Source organism: Paenibacillus sp. FSL R5-0378 (assembly GCF_038009285.1).
Classification (GTDB): Bacteria; Bacillota; Bacilli; order Paenibacillales; family Paenibacillaceae; genus Paenibacillus_AQ; species Paenibacillus_AQ favisporus.
This window is the reverse complement of the sequence record NZ_JBBPAY010000001.1, coordinates 316,635-340,678: the sequence shown is the minus strand read 5'-3', so window position 1 is coordinate 340,678 and position 24,044 is coordinate 316,635. Positions and strand designations below refer to the sequence as shown.

Annotated in this window: 20 protein-coding genes and 2 pseudogenes; 20 read left to right on the top strand and 2 right to left on the bottom strand. The window is 54.6% G+C overall.

What is annotated here, in order from left to right:
- Positions 1-16 precede the first annotated feature (16 nt).
- The 11 genes and pseudogenes from MKY74_RS01535 to MKY74_RS01485 form a co-directional block, all read left to right on the top strand.
- Positions 17-787, top strand: coding sequence for an ABC transporter ATP-binding protein (locus MKY74_RS01535; RefSeq protein ID WP_076172733.1), 771 nt, complete (start codon positions 17-19; stop codon positions 785-787).
- Positions 762-2,711: an ABC transporter permease gene (locus MKY74_RS01530; protein ID WP_076172734.1), complete on the top strand. Its 1,950-nt coding sequence runs from the start codon at positions 762-764 to the stop codon at positions 2,709-2,711. The genes MKY74_RS01535 and MKY74_RS01530 overlap by 26 nt, the downstream gene beginning before the upstream one ends.
- A 38-nt stretch (positions 2,712-2,749) precedes the next feature.
- Positions 2,750-3,370, top strand: a complete 621-nt coding sequence (locus tag MKY74_RS01525) for a DedA family protein (RefSeq protein ID WP_076172735.1) — start codon at positions 2,750-2,752, stop codon at positions 3,368-3,370.
- Between the two features lie 31 nt (positions 3,371-3,401).
- Positions 3,402-4,229 (top strand): undecaprenyl-diphosphate phosphatase, encoded by an 828-nt coding sequence (locus MKY74_RS01520; protein ID WP_179232162.1) that lies wholly within the window; start codon positions 3,402-3,404, stop codon positions 4,227-4,229.
- Between the two features lie 131 nt (positions 4,230-4,360).
- A complete protein-coding gene (locus tag MKY74_RS01515; protein ID WP_076172737.1) occupies positions 4,361-4,831 on the top strand; it encodes a helix-turn-helix domain-containing protein in 471 nt (156 codons plus the stop codon).
- Positions 4,821-5,459: a type II toxin-antitoxin system VapC family toxin gene (locus MKY74_RS01510; protein WP_076172738.1), complete on the top strand. Its 639-nt coding sequence runs from the start codon at positions 4,821-4,823 to the stop codon at positions 5,457-5,459. The genes MKY74_RS01515 and MKY74_RS01510 overlap by 11 nt, the downstream gene beginning before the upstream one ends.
- Before the next feature lie 277 nt (positions 5,460-5,736).
- On the top strand, positions 5,737-6,558 hold the full coding sequence (locus tag MKY74_RS01505; protein WP_076172739.1) for a response regulator transcription factor: 822 nt from the start codon (positions 5,737-5,739) through the stop codon (positions 6,556-6,558).
- 12 nt (positions 6,559-6,570) lie between these two features.
- On the top strand, positions 6,571-7,677 hold the full coding sequence (locus tag MKY74_RS01500; protein WP_076172740.1) for a sensor histidine kinase: 1,107 nt from the start codon (positions 6,571-6,573) through the stop codon (positions 7,675-7,677).
- A 188-nt stretch (positions 7,678-7,865) separates the two neighbouring features.
- Positions 7,866-8,801 (top strand): ABC transporter ATP-binding protein, encoded by a 936-nt coding sequence (locus tag MKY74_RS01495; protein WP_076172741.1) that lies wholly within the window; start codon positions 7,866-7,868, stop codon positions 8,799-8,801.
- Between the two features lie 97 nt (positions 8,802-8,898).
- Positions 8,899-9,876, top strand: a pseudogene (locus MKY74_RS01490) (ABC transporter permease); the annotation flags it as partial.
- A gap of 83 nt (positions 9,877-9,959) precedes the next feature.
- Positions 9,960-10,052: pseudogene (locus MKY74_RS01485) on the top strand (ABC transporter permease); the annotation flags it as partial.
- Between the two features lie 58 nt (positions 10,053-10,110).
- Here MKY74_RS01485 and MKY74_RS01480 read toward each other — a convergent pair.
- The gene (locus MKY74_RS01480; RefSeq protein ID WP_076172742.1) at positions 10,111-11,856 is read right to left on the bottom strand and encodes an alpha-glycosidase; all 1,746 of its coding nucleotides are present in this window, start codon (positions 11,854-11,856) and stop codon (positions 10,111-10,113) included.
- 291 nt (positions 11,857-12,147) lie between these two features.
- Between MKY74_RS01480 and MKY74_RS01475 the strand changes: the two genes are divergently transcribed.
- Together MKY74_RS01475 and MKY74_RS01470 are read left to right on the top strand one after the other, a co-directional pair.
- A complete protein-coding gene (locus MKY74_RS01475; protein WP_076172743.1) occupies positions 12,148-12,822 on the top strand; it encodes a response regulator transcription factor in 675 nt (224 codons plus the stop codon).
- Positions 12,819-14,249, top strand: a complete 1,431-nt coding sequence (locus MKY74_RS01470; RefSeq protein WP_076172744.1) for a HAMP domain-containing sensor histidine kinase — start codon at positions 12,819-12,821, stop codon at positions 14,247-14,249. Before MKY74_RS01475 ends, MKY74_RS01470 begins: the two co-directional genes overlap by 4 nt.
- 110 nt (positions 14,250-14,359) lie before the next feature.
- Here the strand turns inward: MKY74_RS01470 and MKY74_RS01465 are convergent, their stop codons facing one another.
- Complete coding sequence (locus MKY74_RS01465; RefSeq protein ID WP_179232077.1) at positions 14,360-14,809, bottom strand: GNAT family N-acetyltransferase; 450 nt, start codon at positions 14,807-14,809, stop codon at positions 14,360-14,362.
- A 148-nt stretch (positions 14,810-14,957) separates the two neighbouring features.
- On the opposite strand from MKY74_RS01465, the gene MKY74_RS01460 reads away from it, so the two are divergent.
- From MKY74_RS01460 to MKY74_RS01430, 7 genes are all read left to right on the top strand, one after another.
- Positions 14,958-15,878: an ABC transporter ATP-binding protein gene (locus MKY74_RS01460; protein WP_285855349.1), complete on the top strand. Its 921-nt coding sequence runs from the start codon at positions 14,958-14,960 to the stop codon at positions 15,876-15,878.
- Positions 15,878-16,597, top strand: a complete 720-nt coding sequence (locus MKY74_RS01455; RefSeq protein ID WP_076172957.1) for an ABC transporter permease — start codon at positions 15,878-15,880, stop codon at positions 16,595-16,597. The genes MKY74_RS01460 and MKY74_RS01455 overlap by 1 nt, the downstream gene beginning before the upstream one ends.
- Positions 16,598-16,599: 2 nt before the next feature.
- Positions 16,600-17,343, top strand: a complete 744-nt coding sequence (locus MKY74_RS01450; RefSeq protein ID WP_076172746.1) for an ABC transporter permease — start codon at positions 16,600-16,602, stop codon at positions 17,341-17,343.
- A 218-nt stretch (positions 17,344-17,561) separates the two neighbouring features.
- Complete coding sequence (locus MKY74_RS01445; protein ID WP_244169325.1) at positions 17,562-18,743, top strand: GntR family transcriptional regulator; 1,182 nt, start codon at positions 17,562-17,564, stop codon at positions 18,741-18,743.
- A gap of 253 nt (positions 18,744-18,996) precedes the next feature.
- Positions 18,997-20,238, top strand: a complete 1,242-nt coding sequence (locus MKY74_RS01440; protein ID WP_244169332.1) for a glycoside hydrolase family 125 protein — start codon at positions 18,997-18,999, stop codon at positions 20,236-20,238.
- 274 nt (positions 20,239-20,512) lie between these two features.
- On the top strand, positions 20,513-22,222 hold the full coding sequence (locus MKY74_RS01435; RefSeq protein WP_076172748.1) for a response regulator transcription factor: 1,710 nt from the start codon (positions 20,513-20,515) through the stop codon (positions 22,220-22,222).
- A 15-nt stretch (positions 22,223-22,237) separates the two neighbouring features.
- Positions 22,238-24,043, top strand: coding sequence for a cache domain-containing sensor histidine kinase (locus MKY74_RS01430; protein WP_076172749.1), 1,806 nt, complete (start codon positions 22,238-22,240; stop codon positions 24,041-24,043).
- Position 24,044: the final 1 nt, after the last annotated feature.

Genomic DNA, 24,044 nt, shown 5'->3' with positions numbered 1-24,044 from the left:
GAGGAGCCTGGAGCACGTGACGATTCTGGAAGTGAAGCATTTGTCGAAAATCTATGAAGGCCGCGTACCGCTGCAGGCGCTCGACCATATCCAGTTCGCGGTCGCTGCCGGCGAATTCGTGGGTGTGATGGGCCCCTCGGGGAGCGGCAAGACCACGCTGCTCAACGTGATTGCGACCATCGACGAGCCAACCGCCGGCGAAGTCTGGATTAACGGGACCAACCCGCATCAGTTGAGCCGCAAACAGACCGCGCTGTTCCGCAGGCGCGAGCTGGGCTTCGTGTTCCAGCACTTCAACCTGCTCGATACGTTGAGCGTCGGGGAGAACATCGTGCTGTCCCTGTCGCTGGACGGTGTGCCCGTACGGGAGATGGAGCGCAGGCTGGAGGAAGTGGCGGAGAAGCTCGGCATTCGCGGGATTCTGGACAAGCGCACCTACGAGATTTCGGGGGGACAGATGCAGCGGACGGCCATCGCACGTGCGCTGATCCACCGGCCTTCGCTGATTTTGGCGGATGAGCCTACGGGCAATCTCGATTCCAAGGCGTCCAAGGACGTCATGGAGACGCTGGATCAGATGAACCGGCAGGAGCAGGCGACGGTGCTGATGGTGACCCATGATCCGGTCGCGGCGAGCTTCTGCCACCGGGTCATTTTTATCAAGGACGGCAAATTCTATAACGAAATCTATCAGGGCAGCAACCGGCAGGCGTTTTTCCAGAAAATCATCGACATGCTGTCGCTGCTGGGGGGAGACAGCCGTGTCCTTTCTACAGTTCGTTTATAGAAACGTCGCCCGCAGCAAGCGGACCTATGCGGCTTATTTTCTCAGCAGCGCCTTCTCGGTCATGATCTTCTTCATCTGCGCCCTGTTCCTGTTCAGCCCCTATATCCGCGGGCAGCTGATCTATCCGATCGTAATGCAGACGATGATCACCGCCGAATGCATCATGTATCTGTTCTCCTTTTTCTTCGTGCTGTATTCGGTAGGCTCCTTTCTGACCTCGCGGAAGCGGGAGATCGGAATCCTGCTGATGCACGGGATGACCAAGGGACAGTTGAACCGGATGGTCCTGATGGAGAACATGCTGATCGGCCTCGGGGCTATCCTAACCGGTATGGCCGCCGGCCTTATCACCGGCAAGCTCTTTTTGATGATCGGTTCCCGTGCCTTTGGCATGGCCCCGATTCCGTTTTACCTGCCCTGGCAGGCGCTGGCGCTGACACCGGGCGCATTCGTACTGCTGTTCCTGCTGATTTCGGTCTGCACCTCCGTCATGCTCCGGAACCGGACGCTCATCGAGCTGTTTCAGTCCGGGCAAAGGCCGAAGACGCCGCCGCGGGCGTCCGGCATCCAGTCGCTGCTGGCGGCCGTGCTGCTGCTTGCATCCTATGCGCTGGCCGCGACGACCACGGTGAATACGATCTACATCCGCATGCTACCGGTCGTCATCATGACCATCGCCGGCACGTATTTCCTGTACACCCAGCTTGGCGTTTGGGTCGTCCGGCTGCTGCAGAAGCGGAGGCTCTTTTTCTGGAAAAGGACGAATATCGTGACGGTCTCCAATCTGGCGTACCGGCTCAAAGACAACGCGAACATGCTGTTCATGGTGACGATCATTTCGACGGTCTCGTTCTGTGCTGTCGGCGTGTTTGCTTCCATTAATACGCTCTCCGGCCAGTTTCGGGAGGACTACCCGGCAGCGGTCAGCTATCTGTCCAAGGGCGGAAATTCTCTCGAAGCGCAGCATGTGCAGCAGCTTGAGGACGAACTTCGCGCGAAGGGGCTCGGTCCAGCGATCGTCAGCTTTCCGGTCAAAAACATTCAGGTCGGCCTGCCAGCCGGTGAAGGGGACAGCGCGCTGCTTCCGGTCATCTCTTATTCCAGCTACAAGCAGGCGGTGGAAGCCGCCGGGGACAGCGACCTGGAGAAGCCGCTGGAAGGCATTGACGCCCTGGTGATGATCAGTTCCGAGCGCGACCGTACCTACACCCGAATCCGGGAGATGGAGGTCTATACGCTGGCGGAAGAGAGGCTGCAAATCCGGGAGATCGGGTACACATCGCGGGTACCCGTGCCTGAGCATGTCCTGCGGGAGATGAAATGGAAGCGGGAGGGCGATTTCAGCGGCCTCGTCGTCAGCGACCGCTTGTTTGACCGTCTGACATCTCCCGTGTCAGTGGACCGGTATACCGGATTCTACGTAGACGATTTCGAGCGTACGCTGGGCCTTGGAGAGCGGCTCGCGCCGCGCGGCGAAGTCCGGTATGACGCCGGACAGCCGTACGCGATGACGGTGAGCGGCACGCTGTATGTGACGCAAATGACGTCTTACCGGGCGATGCTGTTTGCAGCGCTGCTGGTGGGGACGGTGTTTTTTATCGCAGCGGGCAGCTTCTTGTATTTCCGCCTCTATGCGGACCTGGACTACGACCGGCGCCAATACGACACGATCGCCAAGATGGGACTGACGGACCGGGAGCTGAACCGGATCGTGACCGGACAGCTCGCGATGCTCTTTTTCGTGCCGATATTACTAGCCGCTCTGCACAGTATTTTCGCTTTCATGGCGCTGCAGAGCTTCTATTATCTCTCCATCGCATGGGAAATGGGCGCGGTGCTGGCGTGCTTCGTTACGGCCCAGGTGGCGTATTTTTTCTTCATCCGTTACAACTATTTGCGGAACGTAAGAAAGACCCTGATTTAACGCAGGGCCTCACTATAAACCGTATGGGAGGGAATTCCATGGAGCAGTGGATTACCAGCGTCGTGGAACAGTTCGGTTATGTCGGTATTGCGCTCATTATTGCTCTTGAAAATATATTTCCCCCGATTCCGTCGGAGCTGATCCTTACGTTCGGGGGCTTTATGACAACGAAATCGCATCTGGCCATCCCGGGCGTCATCGCGGCGGCTACAGTCGGCTCCGTGATCGGAGCGGTCATTCTGTACGGCATCGGCCTGCTGCTGGATGTGAAACGCCTGGAGCGGATCGTGGCCAAATGGGGCCGCATCCTGCGGGTCAAATCCTCCGATATCGCCAAGTCGGAGAAGTGGTTCAGCCGTTACGGCTACTTTACGGTGTTCTTCTGCCGGATGATTCCGCTCGTGCGGTCCCTGATCTCGATTCCGGCCGGGATGGCCCGGATGAAGTTTGGTCTGTTTCTGCTCTTTACCACCGTCGGAACGCTGATCTGGAACACGGTACTCGTGTATTTGGGGGCGGCCCTGGGGGATTCCTGGGAGAGCATTCTGCACTATATGGACGTGTATTCGCATGCCGCATACGCCGTGATCGGCCTGGTTATTGTATGCGTGCTGTTCCTGTACCTCCGCCGCGCGCGGGGAATGCGGGTTGAAAAGTAAACTGAAGGAGTTGTGAAACGTTTTGGATTTGATGGAAATCATTAAAGCGGTGATTCTCGGGATCGTCGAAGGATTGACGGAGTTCGCCCCGGTATCATCGACCGGGCATATGATTATCGTGGACGATATGTGGCTGAAGACCGGGGAGTTTCTGGCTTCACCCGTAGCTAATACCTTTAAAGTCGTTATTCAGCTGGGCTCAATCCTGGCGGTGGTCGTCGTGTTCTGGAGCCGGTTTCTCGACCTGCTTGGCCTGCGGAGAAGAGAGCCGGAGGCAGGGGGCAGCCGGGCGCAGGGACGCCTGAAGCTGACTCAGGTCATCGTCGGCCTGATTCCGGCCGGCGTGCTCGGCCTGCTGTTCGATGACTATATTGACGAGCATCTGTTTTCGACCCGGACGGTGCTGATCGGGCTGGTCATCGGGGCGCTCCTGATGATCGCGGCCGACGTATGGCGGCCGAAGCGTCCGAAAGCCGAGACGGTGGACCAGATTACATACGGGCAGGCCTTTGGCATCGGACTGGTTCAGTGTCTGTCCCTGTGGCCGGGCTTCTCCCGCTCCGGTTCCACCATCTCCGGCGGGGTTCTGATGGGCATGAGCTACCGGGCGGCTTCCGACTTTACGTTTATTATGGCCGTGCCGATTATGCTCGGTGCCAGCGGGTTGTCGCTGCTGAAGAACTGGGAGTATTTTACGATGGATATGATGCCGTTTTTCTTGGCAGGCTTTATCAGCTCGTTTATCGTGGCGCTGATCGCCATCCGCTTCTTCCTGAAGCTCATCAACCGCATCAAGCTGGTACCGTTCGCCGTGTACCGGATCGTGCTGGCCGCTATTATTTTTCTCGTCATATGGTAACCGTCCGTTATAAGCCCCTCGCAGAGGGGCTTTTTTGAGATAAGAAATTATACATGGATTTACTTTTGGTTTAATGGTTTAATGAGTTTAAAGGTTTAACCGACGTGTTATAATAATGGTGGGTGATAAATATGTCGATGATTGAAAAAAATGAGCTGGTGAAGCGTTTAGAGCATATAAGTCACAATTCATACCTGCCTGAACAGGATCGAGAAACAATCAAAGATACCATCTCTGTTCTTCAGAGCATGATACAGAAGGATTTTCGGAAAACGGTCAGCTCTGTAGAGAAATTAAGGGAGACTATAAGTGGCGACTTTTACATTGTTGAGGAAGTTGCTGAAATGTTTGGCATCAGTGTGCAGAGCGTTTACAAATGGATTAAACTTGGAAAAATCCATGTTGAACAATTTGCGGCTCCTGGTGGGACAAAGTACCTGATACCCAAGGAACAATTCAAAACACCTAAGTATCAAAAGCAGATTGAATCTGTAAAACGTACCAAAGAAGCCTTGGCCCGAGTTAAACCTGTCGTTGACGAACCATCCGATCTTTACCCGGTAACGGCCGAAGATGATATGGAGGAGCTCGATGTTAAATAAGGTGATCTGCGACACGAACATTTATATCTATGCTTCCTGGGGATTTAATCCGGCTATGGAATTGATTAATGAATTGCGTTTTGATCCGGAAGTGGAACTGCTCCTACCCACTGTCATTCAAACGGAGCTGCAGTCCATTCCACGAGCGCATAAAGACCTGGCATATCAGGAAGTCATCCATGAATTTATTCGCTATCCCAAGGAAGAAGGACTCATCATAGATATTAGCGATGAGATTGCCAAGACGGCAGCCGATCTCCGCGTAACGTGGTCTGAGGAGGTGGGGAAGAAGCTCCCCCTTCCGGACGCCGTAATTGCAGCAACAGCAATCGAAATGAATGCGCAGCTCCTGAGCAATAACGATAAGGACTTCAGCTTTGCTGTAGATCGCTTTGGGTTGAAGTTTTTAAATCCTATTGATCGCACAGAATTAGATTTCTTCATGAAGGAAAATAATTTGGCAAAACCTGTTAAAAATTTGCAGCAAACCTTTGAAAAAGTCTGCTCGAAAATGCATGAAGATGATCTACGAAAACTTGCCTCTACTTTATTTAACATTGTTAATCAAGAATCCAAAAGCCAAATTTTAAGAATGGCTTTTAGTTTAAAAAGGAAAAGAGTAGAGTAACTTTTATTTATCTAGGCCTAAGCTTTGTTATGAGTCGGCTAAAGCAAAGGGACCCCTTCAGAAACAGGAGGGGTTCCTTTGCTTTAGGCATTATCGGAAAAACTGATCTGTGTAAAATACGCCCTCCTCAGCGAGATTCACAATGCTAATCGGTCTATCTTCGTAGCTCACCCCCTACGGAGATTTGATATGAGTTATTGTGCTTTGCTGATGTTTAGAAACTCCTTCCAATCCAGGCCGGCCATCAGGTACAATAGGTTCGACAAGGAGGCCTGGCATGAAAATTAGAGTGCTGATTGCGGATGATAATTCGTTTATCCGGGAAGGAATGAAGATCATCCTGAATACGTTCGGGGAGTTTGAGGTGCTGGCTACGGTGAACGACGGGCAGGAAGCGGTGGACTACTGCAGGACCCACGAGGTGGATGTGGCGCTCCTGGACGTGCGGATGCCGAATATGAACGGGGTGGAAGCGACCAAAATATTGACCGAAGAGACCGGAACCAAGCCGCTGATCCTGACGACCTTTGATGACGACGAATACATTCTGGATGCGATCCGTTACGGCGCCAAAGGGTATCTGCTGAAGAACAATGACCCTGAGCGCATCCGGGATGCGATCAAGAGCGTGCACAGCGGCAATAATGTGCTGCAGGACGTAGTGCTGGATAAGCTGAAGTCGGTGATGGACGGACTGCCTGCGGGCCAGGGGAGAAGGACGGAATCGGGTGCCCATCAGGAACATGGCGGAGCTCAGCAAGCGGGTGTGCAGGAGGCTGGCGGGAGAGGAGCGTCTGCGACCGCGGGGAGTACATCCGGCCGGGGAACAGCGGGGGTATGGGGCGCATCGGCGGCATCGGCGGCGCAGGCTAAGGGAGCCTCGTCTACCGATTGCCCGTTTGACCGCAGCGTATTCACCGAGCGCGAGCTGGAAGTGATGTCCCTGATCGCCCAGGGGCTGTCCAATAAGGAAATATCCAAAGAGCTGTTTATTTCGGAAGGGACCACGGCCAACTATATTACTTCGATCCTGAACAAAACGGCGCTGTCGCACCGCACCCAGATCGCCATCTATTATTTGACCGGCAAGGTCCGGTAGGCGGCGGATTGTATGGAACTGTGGACCGTCGGCAACAAAACGATACTGCTGCTCTTTGTCGTGATCGCCACCTATTTCTCAGCAGCCCAACCGGACCCGTGGATCGTGCTGCTGTTTCTCATTTACTCGGCGCTGAATCTGGTGCTGCATATCGTGAAGGGCAGCCGGCTGAAGCAGGGCGCCATCGTGCTGATCGAGCTGTTTTTGATCGGCTGTGCGATGTATCATCCCTTTTTCACGCTGCTGCTGCCCTTCGGATGTTATGAGCTGGCCACGTTTTATCCCCGGAAGAACGGGGTCGTGCTCCTCGTCATCCTGATACCGCTGATCTTCCTGCGGGATTCGATGATGGTTCTATATATGTTCGCGGCCGCGCTGAGCTATTTCAATTATGTGCTGGTCCGGCAGTATATGGGCAGGATCGTCCGCCAGGAAGACGAAAATGAGCTGATACGCAAGGATATGCACCGGCTGGCCCGGAGCTTGAATGAAAACAGGGACTTCGCCAGGGCCTCGGAATATATGGTGAAGCTGGAGGAACGCAGCCGGTTAACCCAGCAGATTCACGACGGGATCGGGCATGCCATGACCGGGGCCCTGATCCAGATGGAGGCCGCCAAGCGGCTGCTGCACAGCGACCCCCATACCGCGGAGAGTCTCCTCCAGAACGCCATCGGCATCTCGAAGGAAGCCATCGAGGAAATCCGCCTCACGCTGAAGAACAACAAACCCCCAGTGGAACAGCTCGGACTGAGCCGCCTGAAAACGGCTGTTGAAGCTTTTAGCGGCAAAACGGGGATGATGACCTCTGTCGTTCATGACGGGAACATGGAAATCATCACCCCTCTCCAATGGAAGATCATCTATGAAAATGTGACCGAGGCGCTGACCAACAGCGCCAAGTATTCCGGAGCTACGTCGGTGCATGTGGAAATCCGCGTGCTGAACCGCTTCATCAAAGCGGTCGTCTCCGATAACGGCCAGGGCTCGTCCAAGATCGTTAAAGGCCTGGGCTTGATCGGCATGGAAGAGCGGACGGCATCCGTGAACGGTACGGTCATCGCCGACGGCTCCCAGGGCTTCACGGTCACCACGCTGATTCCGTACGGCAAGGAATGATAAATTTCATATGACAGGTCATGCCCCCACGGCAAAGACATGAACTTTCTCATGGATCAAGGATGAACTTATGCACTGACATAAGGTCATCCTTTTTTATTAAGATAAGAGCATCAAGAGATGGAGCGGGCGAGATGCATGCCGCCCTGTCGATCTGTTAAAAGGACAACGAAACGGAGTGGGATGAAATGAACGTGCTCGATATTCGGGGGCTGACCAAAAAATTCGGCGAATTCGTCGCCGTGGACAATATGTCGCTGACGGTAAGGGAAGGGGAAATCTTCGGCTTTCTCGGGGCCAACGGCGCCGGCAAAAGCACAACCATCAATATGGTATCCTCACTGCTGCGCCCGAGCAGCGGGGAAATCCGGATTTTGGACCGGGACATCACGAAGCAGAGCCGGTTCGCCAAGCTGAACCTGGGCATCGTGCCGCAGGATCTGGCGATCTATGAAGATATGACGGCGTATGAAAACGTGAGCTTCTTTGCCGGATTGTACGGTCTGCGCGGCACCCAGCTTAAAGAACGGACGGAGGAAGCGCTCGAATTTGTCGGCCTCAGTGACAAGGCGAAGAGCCTGCCGAAGAACTTCTCAGGCGGAATGAAGCGGCGCTTGAACATCGCCTGCGCGATCGCTCATAAGCCGAAGCTTATTATTATGGATGAGCCGACCGTTGGCATCGATCCCCAGTCGCGGAACTATATCCTGACCTCGGTGCGGAATTTGAATGAATCGGGCTGCACGATTATTTATACGAGTCACTATATGGAAGAAGTCGAGGAAATCTGCTCGCGGATTGCCATTGTGGATCATGGCAAAATCATCGCCGAGGGTACGAAGGAGCAGCTGAAGTCAACGATTACCGACGTGAAAGACATCCGCATCGAAGTGAAATCGGCGCAGCCTGCGGCGGCAGGGGCGCTCAAAGCGATTCCGGGCGTGCGGACAGTCCTGCAGGAAGATAACATGATCCGGATTCACAGCGACGCGGCGGTCGATAATCTGAATCGGATCCTGAAGCAGCTTATGGATGACGGGATGGAAATCCGCTCGGTGGAAGAGCAGGAGCCCAATCTGGAGACGGTGTTTCTGACCTTGACGGGAAGAAATTTACGGGATTAATCGCTTAAGCGGGGAGGAGGTTCATGAGGTGAATATTTTATCGATTGCATTTAAAGAAATCAAACAGGATTTCCGGGATCGGCGCACACTGATATTTATGCTTGGCTTTCCGATCATTCTGATGCTGATTCTGGGCCTGGCCCTGACGAACGCATTCAGCGGCGATTTGAGCGTCGGTGACCTGAAGGTGGTCGTGAAGGACACCACCGGAGGAGGACCGCTGTCCGAAGCGTTTACTGCCTTTACCAAGGAGGCCGGAAAATCGGGGATCACGTTCGATTCGCTCCCGGCGGGGAAGAACGGCCGGACCGAAGTGGAGAACAACCGCTACGTGGATTATGTGGAGCTGAGTGGGCAGGGGATTTCCCTCTACGGCAGCAGCCGCAGTACGATTGAGAGCAATATCGTGCAGGGGATGCTGACATCCTTTGCCGATAAGTACAATGCGGCTGCGGCGGTTGCGCAGACCGAGCCTGCCCAGGTTCAGGCGGTGTTTGCTGGCGGAGCCGGGTCGGACTACATCAAGGAACTGTCAATCAACGCGGACCGGACGCCGGGGTCGATCGATTACTACGCGCTGGCCCTGACGGTAATGGTCGGTATGTGGGCGGCCATGCCGGCCGGAGGGCTGATCCAAAGGGAAATCTTGCGCGGAACGGCGGTGCGGCTGGTGACGGCGCCTGTACGCAAAAGCGAGATATTTGCCGGCAAGGTGCTGGGCGGCATCGTGACCAACTTTCTGTTCGTGATCGTCATTATCGTCTTCAGCAAGTACGTCTTCAAGGCGTATTGGGGGGAACATATGGGCATCGTCCTGATCGTGCTGCTGTCGGAAGTCATCATGGCGCTGAGCCTAGGCCTTGCCTTCAGTTATCTGCTCAAAGGCAGCGCATCGCGGGGCATTGTTTCTCTGATCGTTCAGCTGATGTCCTTCTTTGGGGGAGCGTACTTTCCGATCGGGGACGAAGCCGGGGGAGGCATCATGGGATTTCTCGTGAATTTGTCTCCGATCCGCTGGGGAAATCATGGATTGACCCAGGTGATTTACGGAAACGACGTATCCGCTGCCTGGCCGGCGGTCGGCCTGTATATCGGCTTTGCCATACTGTTTCTGGGCGCATCCATCGCCGTCATGAGACGCAGGGAGGCGTATGGTTCAACCTGTCGATTCTGTTTGCCTTCGCGGTGGTATTTTTCCTCATCGCGACCTACAAGTTCGGCAGAAACAACGATACGCGTAACTTTGTGTAAAACTAGCTTTGGCGAAAAATAAGGGACCCCAGGTACGAAACCTGGGGTCCCTTGCTTCTTATTTGTCCGCTTTAAGCATGGCGCAGCCGTATGCCGGCAGCTTTACTTCAAGCTTGCCCTGGCGGGCCGCCGCGGCTTGGCCTGTGCGGATATCCGTCCAGCTTGATTCCTCCACATCGACCGAGAGGGTATCCTCCTGGGCCGAATTGTTCATGAGGATGACGATCTTGTCGTTCTCGTCCTCGCGGGAGTAAGCCAGCTGCGTGCTTCCTTCCTCCGCGGACAGGAACGTCAGTCTTCCGGTGCGGAGCGCGCCGTACTGGTGGCGCAGAGCGATCAGGTCCTTATAGAACGCCAGCAGATCCTGGTCCTGTTTGGCGGCATCCCACTGCATGCACTGGCGGCATTCCGGGTCCTGACCGCCGATGAGGCCGACCTCATCCCCGTAGAAAATGCACGGGGTTCCGGGGAACGTGAACTGGAACTGGGCGGCCAGCTTCATTTTATCCTTGTTCCCTTTGCATTTGGTCAGCAGGCGCGGCGTATCATGGCTGTCCAGCAGGTTGAACGCCACTTCGTTCGCCTGGCGCGGATAGCGGGAGAGCTGCTTGCCGATCGCATTGGCGAATCCTTCGGCATCCGTAATTCCGTCGACGAAGAAGTCGAGCGCCGCGTTGGTGAACGGATAGTTCATGACGGCGTCGAACTGGTCTCCCTGCAGCCAAGGTGAGGACTCGTGCCAGATTTCGCCGAGAATATAGGCGTCCGGTTTAGCCTGTTTTACGACCTGGCGGAACTCGCGCCAGAACTGATGGTCGACCTCGTTGGCCACGTCCAGGCGCCAGCCGTCGATGTCGGTTTCCTTGATCCAGTATTCCGCGACCTTCAGGAGGTACTCCTTGACTTCAGGGTTTTCGGTATTCAATTTCGGCATGAGCGGCTCAAAAGCAAACGTGTCGTAGCTCGGTACGCCGTCCTCCACGCCGATCGGGAACTTGCGGATGTGGAACCAGTCCTTGTAGCGCGACTGCTCTCCTTTTTCCCGAAGGTCCAGGAAAGGGGCAAACGTACGGCCGGAGTGGTTGAACACCGCATCCAGCAGCACGCGGATGCCCCGCTCGTGGCAGGCGGCCACGACCTTCTTCAGCAGCTCCATATCCCCGAATTGGGGGTCGATCGTTAAGTAATCTTCGGTATCGTATTTATGGTTGGTCGTCGCCTTGAAAAGCGGCGTGAAATAAATCGCATTGACGCCCAGCTCGCTTAAATGATCCAGGTGGTCAAGCACCCCCTGCAGATCCCCGCCGAAGAAGTTGTCCCGCTCAGGCTCGCCGCCCCAGGGCAGCGTTCCTTTCGGATCCAGCGACGGATCGCCGTTTGCGAAGCGCTCAGGGAAAATTTGATAAAAGACCGCGTCCTTCACCCATGCCGGCACGGTGAAAATATCGACCGGATTGATGAAAGGATACTCGAACAAACGGTCCGGCGTCTCTGGCGGCTCCGGAAGGAAATCGTATTCGGTCATCCAGTACTTTTCCTTGCCGTCCTCGAGCAGAAATCCGTACTTCAGCCGGCGGTAGGGAGGCGTCACCTCGCATTCCCAGTAATCAAACAGTTCGTCGGAAACCAGCTTGATCATCGGGATATACTCCATCGACTCCTCCCAAATGTACTTGTCTCCGGCCATGGCCGATACCGAAGTCACGTCGTCTCGTTTGGTGCGGATTCTCAGGTGGATGGTACGTCCGTCATAGGCATAACACCAGTTTAGTTTGGGGCGGTGGTACACAGCTTCCAGCAGCATCTCATTTTCCTCCTCACGCAAAAAAGGCACAACCAGGGTCCATTACTTCAGCCCGAGGTTGTACCTTCATTTAGGGTAACATAGCCTTTAAATTGAAATACTGAGAACATCGGTTAAGGAAACGTCCGTGCTCAGGTAGCTAAAATATAGCATGATTCCTTCTGGGCTTCAACCTGTAAAATTGTGCGGCCGATCAGTGAACGCTCCTCCTCTTCCAGCGAAATAGGGTATAATCACAATGAAATTACCTTGGGAGCTTAGGCCTGAAACAGACAGAAAGGAACGATATCATTGAACGTATCACTGTTATATATCGAAGACGACGCCGAGATCGGCGAATGGGTCTGCCGGGACCTGACCGAACGCGGATATCAGGTGGAATGGCAGCGCAGCGGCGAAAGGGCTGCGGAGCTTGCGGCCAACAGCAAGCTGGTTATTCTCGATGTCATGCTGCCGGGCCTGGACGGATTTACGGTGGGACAAAGGCTGAAGAAGGCGTACCCGGAGCTGCCGATTCTGATGCTGTCCGCGCGGACGTCCATCGACGACAAGCTGGAAGGGTTGCAGTTTGCCGACGATTACCTCACGAAGCCTTTTCACCCCGACGAGCTGGCGGCCCGCATCGAAGTGCTGCTCCGCCGGTCGGGATCGGTCGCGTCCGATGTGCTGGAACTGAAGCACTTGTCGGTACACGAGCGGGAGAACCGGATTGTGAACCGCGAGACCGGGGAAGAGATCATCCTGACCGGCAAGCAGTATCAAATTTTCAAGTTTATGCTCCGGCATTTGGGCCAGATCCTGACCAAAGAGCAGATCTATGAGGGCGTGTGGGGCGAGCCTTATTTCGACGGAGACAAGACGCTGATGGTGCACATCCGCTATCTCCGCGAGAAGCTGGAACGTGACCCGGCCGCGCCCGAAATCATTGAAACGATCCGCGGTGTCGGCTACCGCATCAAGGCATGAAGACGGGCAGAAGCGGAAAGTTCCGCGGTTCGCTGCTGTCGAGATACCTTTTAATTATGGTCATCGCGCTGCTTTTTATTCCGGTGGTGTTTCCTGCGGCGCTGATCGGATATCAGCTCGTCAACTTGAATATCATCGATCCGCTGTTTCCCTCGGAGCCGGAGCGGGAAAATCCATACACCGGCTTGCGCCTTGAGAGAACGTGGCATCAGGAAGCTAAGCAGCTGAAGGACAAAACCCCGGAGGAGATCGATGCCAGGCTAAAAAAGCTTAGCCAGAAGTACGACAAGGCGGCCGTGTTCTGGGTTGACGGGCAGGGCAACCTCAGGGAGCCGGGGGGCAGCAAGCTGGACCTTCCGAAGCGGTGGAGCGCGTCGGATGCGATGGCCTATATGAAGAAGTACCGGGAATCCTACGGGAAGTTTACGGTGGTTGCTTTTATCGGGGATGCAGAGTCTCTGGGCAAGGGATTTATGGTCATCGAGGTGCCGAAGGAAGTGCAGAGCACCCGCAGCGACTCGGTGTCAGACCGGACATTTTACTTCGTATATGTACTTATTCTGCTGATGTTTGTGGCCTTTGTCGCCGTCTCATGGATGTTCTTCGTGAACATGAGAAGGCGGCTGCTGAGCCTGCAGTATGCCATGACGGTGCAGGGTCAGAACGGACTGCCGGAGCCGATCCAGGTCAAAAGGGAGGATGAAATCGGACAGCTGGAAAACGCATTTAACGGGATGGTGGCCAAGCTGGGCCGAAGTTTAAAGCGCGAGCGGGAAGAGGAGGAGCTGCGCAAGCGGCTGATCGCCAACCTGTCGCATGACCTGCGTACGCCGCTGACCGTCATCCGGGGCCATGTCCATACGCTGCAAAAGGAGCCCTTGTCCGATCGGGGACAGGAGCTGCTGAAGCTGACCGAATCCAAGCTCGGCGATCTGGGCGGGCTGATCGATAACCTGCTGTCGTATAATCTTCTGACGAGCGGAAGATACACCCTGCAGCCGGTGCAGGCGGATGTGCTCCGGATCGTGAGGGAAAGCGCGGCCGCCTGGTATCCGTTGTGGGAAAAAGAAGGCTTCGAGGTGGATGTCTCGCTGCAGGAAGAGCCGCTGTGGTGGCTTGTCGATATCCAGTGGTTCCGGCGGATTCTGGATAACCTGTTCCAGAACGTGCTGAGGCATGCCCATTCCGGTTTGTATATCGGCATCGCAACTGAGACGGCCGGGGGCAGGACGGCCATCGTCATTTCCGATCATGGCCAAGGCATGCAGTCGTCTTCCGGCGGCAAGGGTGCCGGGATTGGCCTCGCGATCATCGGCTTCCTGACGCGGGAGATGGGGCTGTCCATGCTGATCGAGAGCAGTTCGCAGGGGACAAGGGTCCTGCTGTACCCTGCGGGCTCGGAGAAACCGGGACTGATGATCAAGTGAAGCCTTGGTTTTGACCATAGAAAACTTACACCCCCTTGTTAGCCGAAGCCTAACAAGGGGGTGTAGTTTAATCAGAGTGGTTTTCTGTATACTTTCACGTGATGAATATTTCAGCTGTTAAAGGATTTGATGAAGTTTTTCTGATCCTTGGTGAACACGTATCCACGTCGTTCGTAGAATCGGTGGGCCTGGACGCGGCTCGGATGCGACAGCAGCTTGACTCCGGAAAACCCGTGTCTTCTCCCCCACTGTTCCAGATGGCTGATCAGCATACTGCCGACCCCTTGATTCCGGTGTGATTTTTTTACGACAAACCCCAGAACGTTGATCAGCGAGTCGGAAAAGAGCAGCTCATAAGGACTGCCGTGAATGTATCCGACGACTTCTTCATTTTGCTCGCACACAAAAATGACATCCTTCGTCTGAGCCGTGATGGCTTCAATCCTCTTCTTCACCCGGTCCTCGGTAAACAACCGCAGATCCGGGTTGAAATCCTGATTCAATACGTAAATATCGCGGTAATCCGCTGCTTCAATCTGCCTAACCGTGCAATCCGTCAATGTTACGCCTCCAATCGTCAAGAGATGACAGGTTTCTCTCATTTATGGTAGAGGCTGGCGCGGATTTTGGCAATGGAGTTTTAAACGAAATTTAAACTTGGAGCAGCCTGTCTTTTAACCTTGGCCCGGTAAGATGGGTATCGAGGTGATGATCGTGAGTGAACTCGTGATACAGACGAGAAATTTGAACAAAAAATACCGCGGCCGCTATGCCGTACGCAATTTGGATTTGGAAATCGCCAAGGGGGAAATTTACGGCTTTCTCGGACCGAACGGGGCCGGGAAGACGACGACGATCCGGATGCTGCTCGGCCTGATTCGCCCGACCGTGGGCTCGATCCAGATTTTCGGCAAGGATCTGAGGAAGGATAAAATGAATATCCTGCGCAAGGTCGGGTCGCTGGTCGAATATCCTTCGAACTACGGCCATCTGACCGCCGTGCAAAATCTGGAGGCGATCCGCCGCATCCTCGATGTGCCGAAGGCGCGCATCCACGAAGTGCTGGACATCGTGTCCCTCACGAAGGACGCGAAGCGCCCCGTCAAAGGGTATTCGCTCGGGATGAAGCAGCGGCTGGGCATTGCCGCCGCTCTGCTCGGAAGTCCGGAGCTGCTGATCCTGGACGAGCCGACCAACGGGCTGGATCCGGCCGGGATCCACGAAATTCGCGAACTGATCCGCAGCATGCCGAAGCAGCACGGGATTACCGTGCTCGTCTCGAGCCACCTTCTTTCCGAGGTCGAACAAATGGCCGGGACCGTCGGTATTATCCGCGAAGGGGAAATGGTGTTCCAGGATACGATCGACAATCTGAAGCAGCAGGCCTCAGGCGGATTCCGCCTGGTCGTATCGGAGCCGCAGGAGGCGCTGGTTCACCTGATCGGCCAAGGCTATACCGGCCGGATGGAAGACGGGGCGATCAAGCTGGACCAGCTGAGCGATCCGGAAGTGGCGCTGCTCGTCAAGCGCCTCGTAGACAACAACCATGCGATTTACCGTGTGGAGGAGAAGCGGCGCTCGCTGGAGGATATTTTCATGCAGGTGATCGAGCAGGGGGGATTCTCATGATGGTGGCGCGCGCGCTGTCGGCCGATTTTCTGAAAATGCGCCGCAAAGGGATCTGGCTCCTCGTTATTCTGGGCTCGGTCGGACTGCTGGCGATGCAGGGGCTGAATTTCGGCCTCCGGTACGACTACCTGCTGCAGCGCTATCAGGATGATCCGTGGGCCGGGCTGATCGGGGAGATCTTCTCGTTCGTGCCGATCGCCCTGTTCCTGGGCACGACGCTGATCGCTTCGCAAATTGCCAACGTCGAGCATGGCAGCAACTCCTGGAAGCAGCTGCTGGCACTGCCGATTTCGCGGGGCGCGGTGTTTACGGCCAAATATCTGCTGGGGATCATTGCCTTGGCGGCATCCTGCCTGATTTTGTCCTGCGGAACCGTCGTCCTGGGACTGGCCCTCAAATTCAGTCCGGACCATATTCCGTATTTGACGATTCTGAAGCTCAGCTTTGTGCCTTTTCTGGCGGCGCTGCCGCTGTTTGCCCTGGAGCTGTGGCTGTCCCTGACGTTTAAAAATCAGGCGCTGCCGATCACGCTCGGCATTACTGCAGCCATCGCTTCGCTGTTCGCGGGGAATTACCCGGAATGGTTCCCGCTGGCCTGGCCCCTGCTGTCGTTCTATGGAAAGGCGTCCCCGGCCCTGCCGGTAGGAGGAGGCATCATTTTGGCATTTATCATTTATTTGGCTGGCATGGGGCAATTCCGCGGAAAGGATGTGGACTAGAGATGCTGAGTTACTTTCGGGTGTTATCCGCCGAACGGCTGAAGATGTCCCGCTCTCTGATCGTGCTGCTTATCCTGGTCAGTCCGCTCGTCTCCGTCCTGGTCGGGATGCTGTCGGACGTCGACAGCCGACAGCAGCCATGGCTGGTGCTGCTCGGCGCCTTGAGCATGCTGCATGCGCTGCTGTTCATGCCGATCATGTCGGGAATCTTCGCCGCCTTCATCTGCCGCTACGAGCATCAAGGGGGCGGGTGGAAGCAGCTGCTGGTCCTGCCGGTGACCCGGTCCGGGGTGTTCCTGGCAAAGTATACGGTCATTATCGCTCTGCTGCTGATCATGCAGGTGCTCTTTCTCGGCGCACTGCTGCTGGTCGGCGCCGTGAAGGGCCTGCCCGGTCCGATTCCGTGGACGGAGATCGGCCGCAGCCTGCTGGGCGGCTGGGTCGCCTGCCTGCCGCTCGCGGCGCTGCAGCTGGCCGCCTCGCTCATGTGGAGCAGCTTCGCGGCTCCGCTGGCGCTGAACGTGATGTTCACCATTCCGAATATGCTGGTGGTGAACTCGGCCACCTATGGTCCCTACTATCCCTGGGCGCAGCCGTTTCTGGCAACCCTGCCGGCAGGCACGATGGAGGGAGGCGGATTCGGGGCGCTGAACCTGCCGTTTGAAAGTCTGATGATTACGGTCGTCGGCAGCTTCGTAGTCTTTTTCCTGATCGGGTGGATCTACTTCCGGATGAAGGAAGTATAGAAGGTTTGGATTGCTGAAAATAAGGGTAAAGCAACATAAGGGCGTCCCCGCTGGGGGCGCTCTTTTTTTGTGCTGGGGCAGGGTGAAGATGCCGTTCAACGGGGGTTCCAGTCCGGCGGCTATTCACAAAGCGAATATAACATGATATATTATTTAGAGATTGTAGAATGGTTCAGCTGAGCTGAACTTGTGGACCCAGAGACAGAGGAGGTTGCAACGTGTCGCATGAATCGTCGTCGAAGCCGATGTACGAACAAATTTTTGAAGAACTGCGCGATCAGATCGTAGCCGGAAAATATATGCCGGGGGAGCGGATCCCATCGGAAAAGGAGCTGGGCGAAGCCTACAGCGTCAGCCGGATCACCAGCAAGAAGGCGCTGGAGATGCTTACGCAGGAGGGATACATTGTCCGCCAGCCGGGGAGAGGCTCCTTTGTGGCCGAGGATTATGAAAGCGGGGGAGGAACACCGCCGTCCCGCGCGGGGGCAGCGTCCAAGCGGCGCCGGGAGAGCGGCAAGCTGCTGATCGGACTGGTCATGACCGACTTTGGGGACAGCTATGGAACGGGCCTCGTCTTCGGCATGGAGGAAGCATCCCGCGAGCATGACAGCTATTTGATTCTCCGCAGGTCGTTAGGAGAGACCGCCAGAGAGCAGGAAGCGATTCAGGGCCTTCTGGAGATCGGGGTGGACGGGCTCATTATTTTCCCGGCGCAGGGCGAATACTTCAATGCCGAAATTTTGAAACTGGTCATCAGCGAGTATCCGTTCGTGCTGCTGGACCGGCACCTGAAAGGCGTCTCCGCCAGCTCCATCAGCACGGACAACGTATCGGCGTCCAAGCAGCTGATCCATTACCTGTTCGGACTTGGGCATACCCATATCGGCCTTATGACCACCCCGCCCCGCGATACGACCGCCATCGAGGAGCGGATCGAAGGGTTTATCCAGGCCCATGCGGAAAGCGGCATTGCCGCCGACCGGAGCCTGTGGATGGAGAACATTACGGCGACGCTGCCGGCTGCCTTTGTACCGGAGAACAAGAAGAAGGAGAAGGAACATATCAAGCGCCATCTCGCGGCCCATCCGGAGATTACCGCTCTGTTCGCCATGGAATACAACATCGCCAGGCTTGCTTATGAGGCGGCGCTGGAGTCGGGGATCCGTGTGCCGGAAGACCTGTCGATTGTATGCTTTGACAGTCCGGATGACGCTGCCGGCTCCTTGTTCACCCATATGCGGCAGAAGCAGAATGAGATGGGGAGGCTCGCCTTTGAAAACGTGCTTAAATTGCGAAACGGCGAGAGCGTTCCCGGTAAAATTCTGCTGGATGCCGAGCTCGTCGAAGGCTTGTCGGCGGGACCTGTCCGGAACGGCGGGCTTGCCATGAAACACAAATAGAGCTGGAACCAAAGCGGCAGGCCTCAGCGGGAATGCCGTTTTTCTTTTAAATAATATAATATTTAACGATAGAATGTTATAAAAAGTATATTGACATGTTAACTTACCAACCAATATAATTTTTGTGTATTCATACGGTAGCATAGCTGATATATTCATTAACTTTCGACGCTTATGATGCCATAACCAAGGAGGAGAGCGCATGAAATCACTGGGTACGGAGCCTGTTACTTTGGAACGGTTGGCCGGGAGAATGTCCGAACAGCTGGCCGGAGAGACGCGTTTGCTGGACATTTTTCAAAATGCGATAAGGAATACTTGGGGGACGACGCTGAAACGGATGGAGGACGAAACGACTTTCGTCATTACCGGCGATATTCCGGCGATGTGGCTGCGCGACTCGGCCGCGCAGGTGCGGCCGTTTCTGGTGCTGGCGAAGGAGGATCCGGAAGCTGCCGACATGATCGAAGGCTTGGTGCGGCGGCAGCTGGATTCGATTTTGCTGGACCCTTATGCAAACGCCTTCAACGAGGAAGCCAACGGGCGCGGACACCAGGCGGACGAGACAGAGATGACCCCCTGGATATGGGAACGCAAATACGAAATCGATTCGCTCTGCTATCCGCTTCAGCTCAGCTACCTGCTCTGGAAGAACACGGGCAGAACCTCGCAATTCCAGGGCAGCTTCCGTCAAGCTGCGGAGGCCATATTGGATTTGTGGACGGTGGAGCAGCGCCATGAAGAGCGGTCGCCTTACCGGTTCCAGCGGAAGGACTGCGTGCCGAGCGATACGCTGGTGCGGGACGGCAAAGGCGCGGAGACGGCTTATACGGGCATGACCTGGTCCGGATTCCGGCCGAGCGACGATGCGTGCGAATACGGCTATCTGGTTCCTTCCAATATGTTCGCCGTCGTGGTGCTTGGCTATTTGCAGGAAATCGCCGTCGTGGTGCTGCAGGATGAAGAACTGCAGGGCAGGGCCGCCAAGCTTGCGCAGGAGATCGAGCAGGGCATCCGGGAGCACGGCATCGTGCAGCATCCGGAATTCGGCCCGATCTACGCCTACGAAACCGATGGTTTGGGCCATCACAATCTGATGGACGACGCCAACGTGCCGAGCCTGCTGTCGATTCCGTATCTCGGTTACCGGGACGCTTCGGATGAGGTATACCAGAATACACGGCGGTTTATTTTGAGCCGAAACAATCCTTACTATTTTGAAGGAACTGCGGCCGAGGGGATCGGCAGCCCGCATACACCGCAGGGCTACATTTGGCATATCGCCCTGGCGATGCAAGGGCTGACCGTGGACAGCCGTGAGGAGAAGCTGCGCCTGCTGCAGGTGATGAGCCGAACGGACGCGGGAACCGGGCTGATGCATGAGAGCTTTAAGGCCGACGATCCGGCGGAGTATACGAGACCTTGGTTCTCGTGGGCAAACATGATGTTCTGCGAACTGCTGATGGATTACTGCGGCATCCGCGTGATGCGCTAAGAGAGATAATCCCAGCTATCTAATAAAGTGCGGAGTTGGACGAAGGCTTTCCTGCACCTCGATATTACTTTCCTCCTACTTCCGTAGGGGGAATTTTTGTTTCATCGCCTTGGCAGGGGCCAAGAGCTTGTTGCATATGTGAGGAGACAGAGCGAAGTAAAAATATTACACTTAATCCAAAGATAAAAACATTATATTACTTTTGCTGCTTCTGTAATATTGGTGTAACACAGCCTGGTTTGTGTTGGGCTGATCGAAAAGGAGGGCATACACAGTGATAAAACTCATGGTAGTCGATGACGAGCACTGGATTCGGGAAGGCTTGAAAAGGACCATTGATTGGAGCTCACACGGAATCCAATTTATCGGTGACGCCGAGGATGGTTGCAAGGCGTTGGAATTAATCGAAGCCCATGTTCCGGAAATTATCATTTCGGATATCAAGATGCCCACAATGGATGGTATGGATTTAATGGAAGAAATTAAAAAGCGCGGAATCGATACAAAGGTTATTTTTATTAGCGGCTTCAGCGATTTTGCGTATGCGCAGAAGGCGGTCAAGCTAGGAGCGTTTGACTATATTCTCAAACCGGTTGAAGAACCGATTTTGCTTGAAATTATTGAACGCTGCATCAGCGAAATCAGACAGAAGCAGGAGCTGAACTCCCGCCTGCAGGAATTGTCGGGCCGCATTCGGGAAAGCTTGCCGCTCGCCAGACAGAAGCACCTGGAGATGTGTTTAACCCGATCTTTGACAGAGCGAGAGATGCAATCCGCATGGGAAGCCCTTCATATCAACCTCGATCCGAAACGGCTGATCGTTATGGCGATGGTCGTCCACGAGTGGGGAGACCGGGAGATGGACGAAAGCGGATGCTCGCTCATGAGGTACGCGCTCGGAAATTTGGTGGAAGAAATCCTGTCCCAAAAGGGCATCCGGTGCTTGGCTTGTCCTTTACAAGGGAATGATTTTGCGGACATTGCGCTGATTGCTTCGCTAAGTGAGCCCGATACCTCTTTCGGCGTCGAGGACTTGTACCGCTATATGGATGGCGTTATTGAAGATGCGCTTCAAGTGTTAGGCGTTCGAATCAGCATAGGGATCAGCGGCTTAAGAGAGCGGACGCAGCTTGCATCCTCTTTTAGGGAAGCGCTTACTATAAGCATGAACTATTTGGTTCACGGACCCGGGCAGGTCCACACTGCCCCGATGGACGGCAGTTCAGCAGGTCATGGATCCAAGCCCCGCCCGGCTGAGCAGCTGGACTACCGCATGGCTGCATGCATGGGGCAATTGGCGGCGGACGTTCTGCTCACGGATCACAAAGCGGACTCCCTTGACTCGGCATTGTCGAATCGGATTCTGCATGCCATGAAGCTGAAGGATGCGGGCAGATTGTCCGAACTGCTCGATGTACAAACCGGGCTGCTTCAAGAGCTCATCAAGCAGACGCCGGCCATTGCCGTGCGGTATGAAATGAATATGCACATCAGCATCCTTTTGTCCAAGTGGCAGGAGCTACTCCAGGCAAAGGATCATTCCAAGGCTTCCACCATTACGCATCAACACAAGCTTCAGCTCTACAGGTGTTCCATTGGCGATTGGAAGGCCATGATCATGGACACCTTCCTCATAAAGGATACTCATGCACCCTCAATTGCGCATAAGCGAACGATAGAAACGGCGCTGCGTTATATCCATGATAACTACCACCTTGGCATCAGCCTTCATAACGTGGCCGAAAAAATTTACATGAATCCCTCTTACTTCAGCAGAGTGTTTCACGAAGAGGTTGGCGAAACGCTCAGCCGCTATCTCATTCGAATCCGAATCGCGAAGGCGAAAGAATTGCTTGAACAGACCCCTCTAAAGGTATATGAAGTCGCAGACCGGGTCGGATATCGGGATTTTCGGCATTTCGTCAAAACCTTTAAGGAATGGGAAGGCATGACGCCCGCTCAATACCGTAATTACGGGGCATAAGAAGAGAGGGACCTCATGAGACTGCAGTTCATCGATAGAATCAAGTTCAATTCGGTCGGAATGAAGGTGTTCGGATTCTACGTAGCCAGCATGATCGTCATTATTACCGTTATGGGATATCTATCCTATGATAAATCCGCTCAGATGATGGAGAACAAAATCGGAGGCATGGCGCTTCAGAATGTTCAGCAGATGAGCAAGCGGGTCGATATCCTTCTGGAGGGATACGAGGACCGTTCCCTTCTTGTCGTCGGCAATAAGGATATTCAGAAGCAGCTCATGGGAGATTTTATGGACGAGAAGGAAAGGATTCAGACGAATAACGCGAATACCGCCTTTCTATCGAACCTGGTAAACTCCAGGAATGATATGAATAATATCTATCTGCTCAGCGAGAGGGGCTACTCCTACCGCTATTCACCCAAAGAATCCTTTCCGGTCTACAATTCTTACCCCTATGAATATTTCACGGAGGCCTGGTATCAACAAATCCGTCAGGCTGACGGCAGGCTCGTCTATTTCGGCATCATGCCTTCATTAATAAAAGGTCCGAGCTCCGAGCCTGTTTTTACCTTTGGCCGTGCCCAGAAAAATATGAAAGGCCGCGGAGAAATTATCGGCGTCGTGCTGTACGAAGTCGATCCGGCGGAGGTCCGGGAAATTTTGGCGGAAATCGATTATGACGGGTCGGGAATCAACGTCATGATTGACGATACCGGCCAGATCAAAGGGGATAAGGGTGGAATCCTATTGTCCAGCAAACTGGACATTCCGTTCAAGGAAGAGCGTCAGGGGACGCTAAGCTACTCCATAGACGGGCAAGAGATGCTGGTCGTCTACAGTCAACTGGAGACGAACCATTGGAGGCTCGTCGGCATGCTGCGCAGCGATGATTTGATGAAGGAAGCGATGGATATTCGCTGGTATATGCTGTCGCTGGGCATTGTTTTTTCCTGCATCGGTATCCTGCTCGCGATCATTATCGCTTCTGCCGTCCACCGGCCGCTTCAGAAGATGACGCATGCGATGCGCCGAGCCAGGGACGGCGATTTCAACATCCGGATTGTCGATAAACGAGAGGACGAATTCGGCTATTTGTTTACCCATTTTAACCAGATGGTGGCCCATATCAAAGAATTAATCAACGAACTGTATGTGCAGAAGCTGCTGGAACGGGATCTTCAGCTGAAAATGCTGGGATCTCAAATTAACGCTCATTTTCTGTACAACACGCTCGATTCCGTCCACTGGATTGCCCGCATACATAAAGTTGACGACATTAGCACGATGATCTTCGGACTGTCGAAGTATTTGCGGATCAGTCTGAGCGAGGGAAGGGATGAAGTGCCGGTCAGCCAGGTCGTCCATTTGATCGAGAGCTATATCATGATCCAGAAAGTCCGGTATAAGGATAAGTTTACGCTCTATGTGCAAGCGGACGAATCGCTGATGGATTATAGAGTGCTCAAGTTTATTTTTCAGCCGATCGTAGAGAATGCGATTTATCACGGGCTGGAGCGAAAATCAGGCAAGGGCCGGCTGGATATCGCCTTTACCCGGGAAGGCAGCTGCCTGAAATTCGTCGTTACGGACGACGGTGCCGGAATTGCGCCGGATAAGCTGGCTGAATTGCAGCACATTCTGGGCGGAGAACAGCCTGCGGAGGAAAGCAGCTTTGCGCTAAGAAATATTAACTCACAAATCAAAATCGCATATGGCGCCCAGTACGGGATCGAGATGGAGAGCAGCCTGGGGGAAGGAACGAAAGTAACCATGACGATTCCGCTCACGAAGCGAAGCCCTGCTCAGCAAGTCAGTTGAA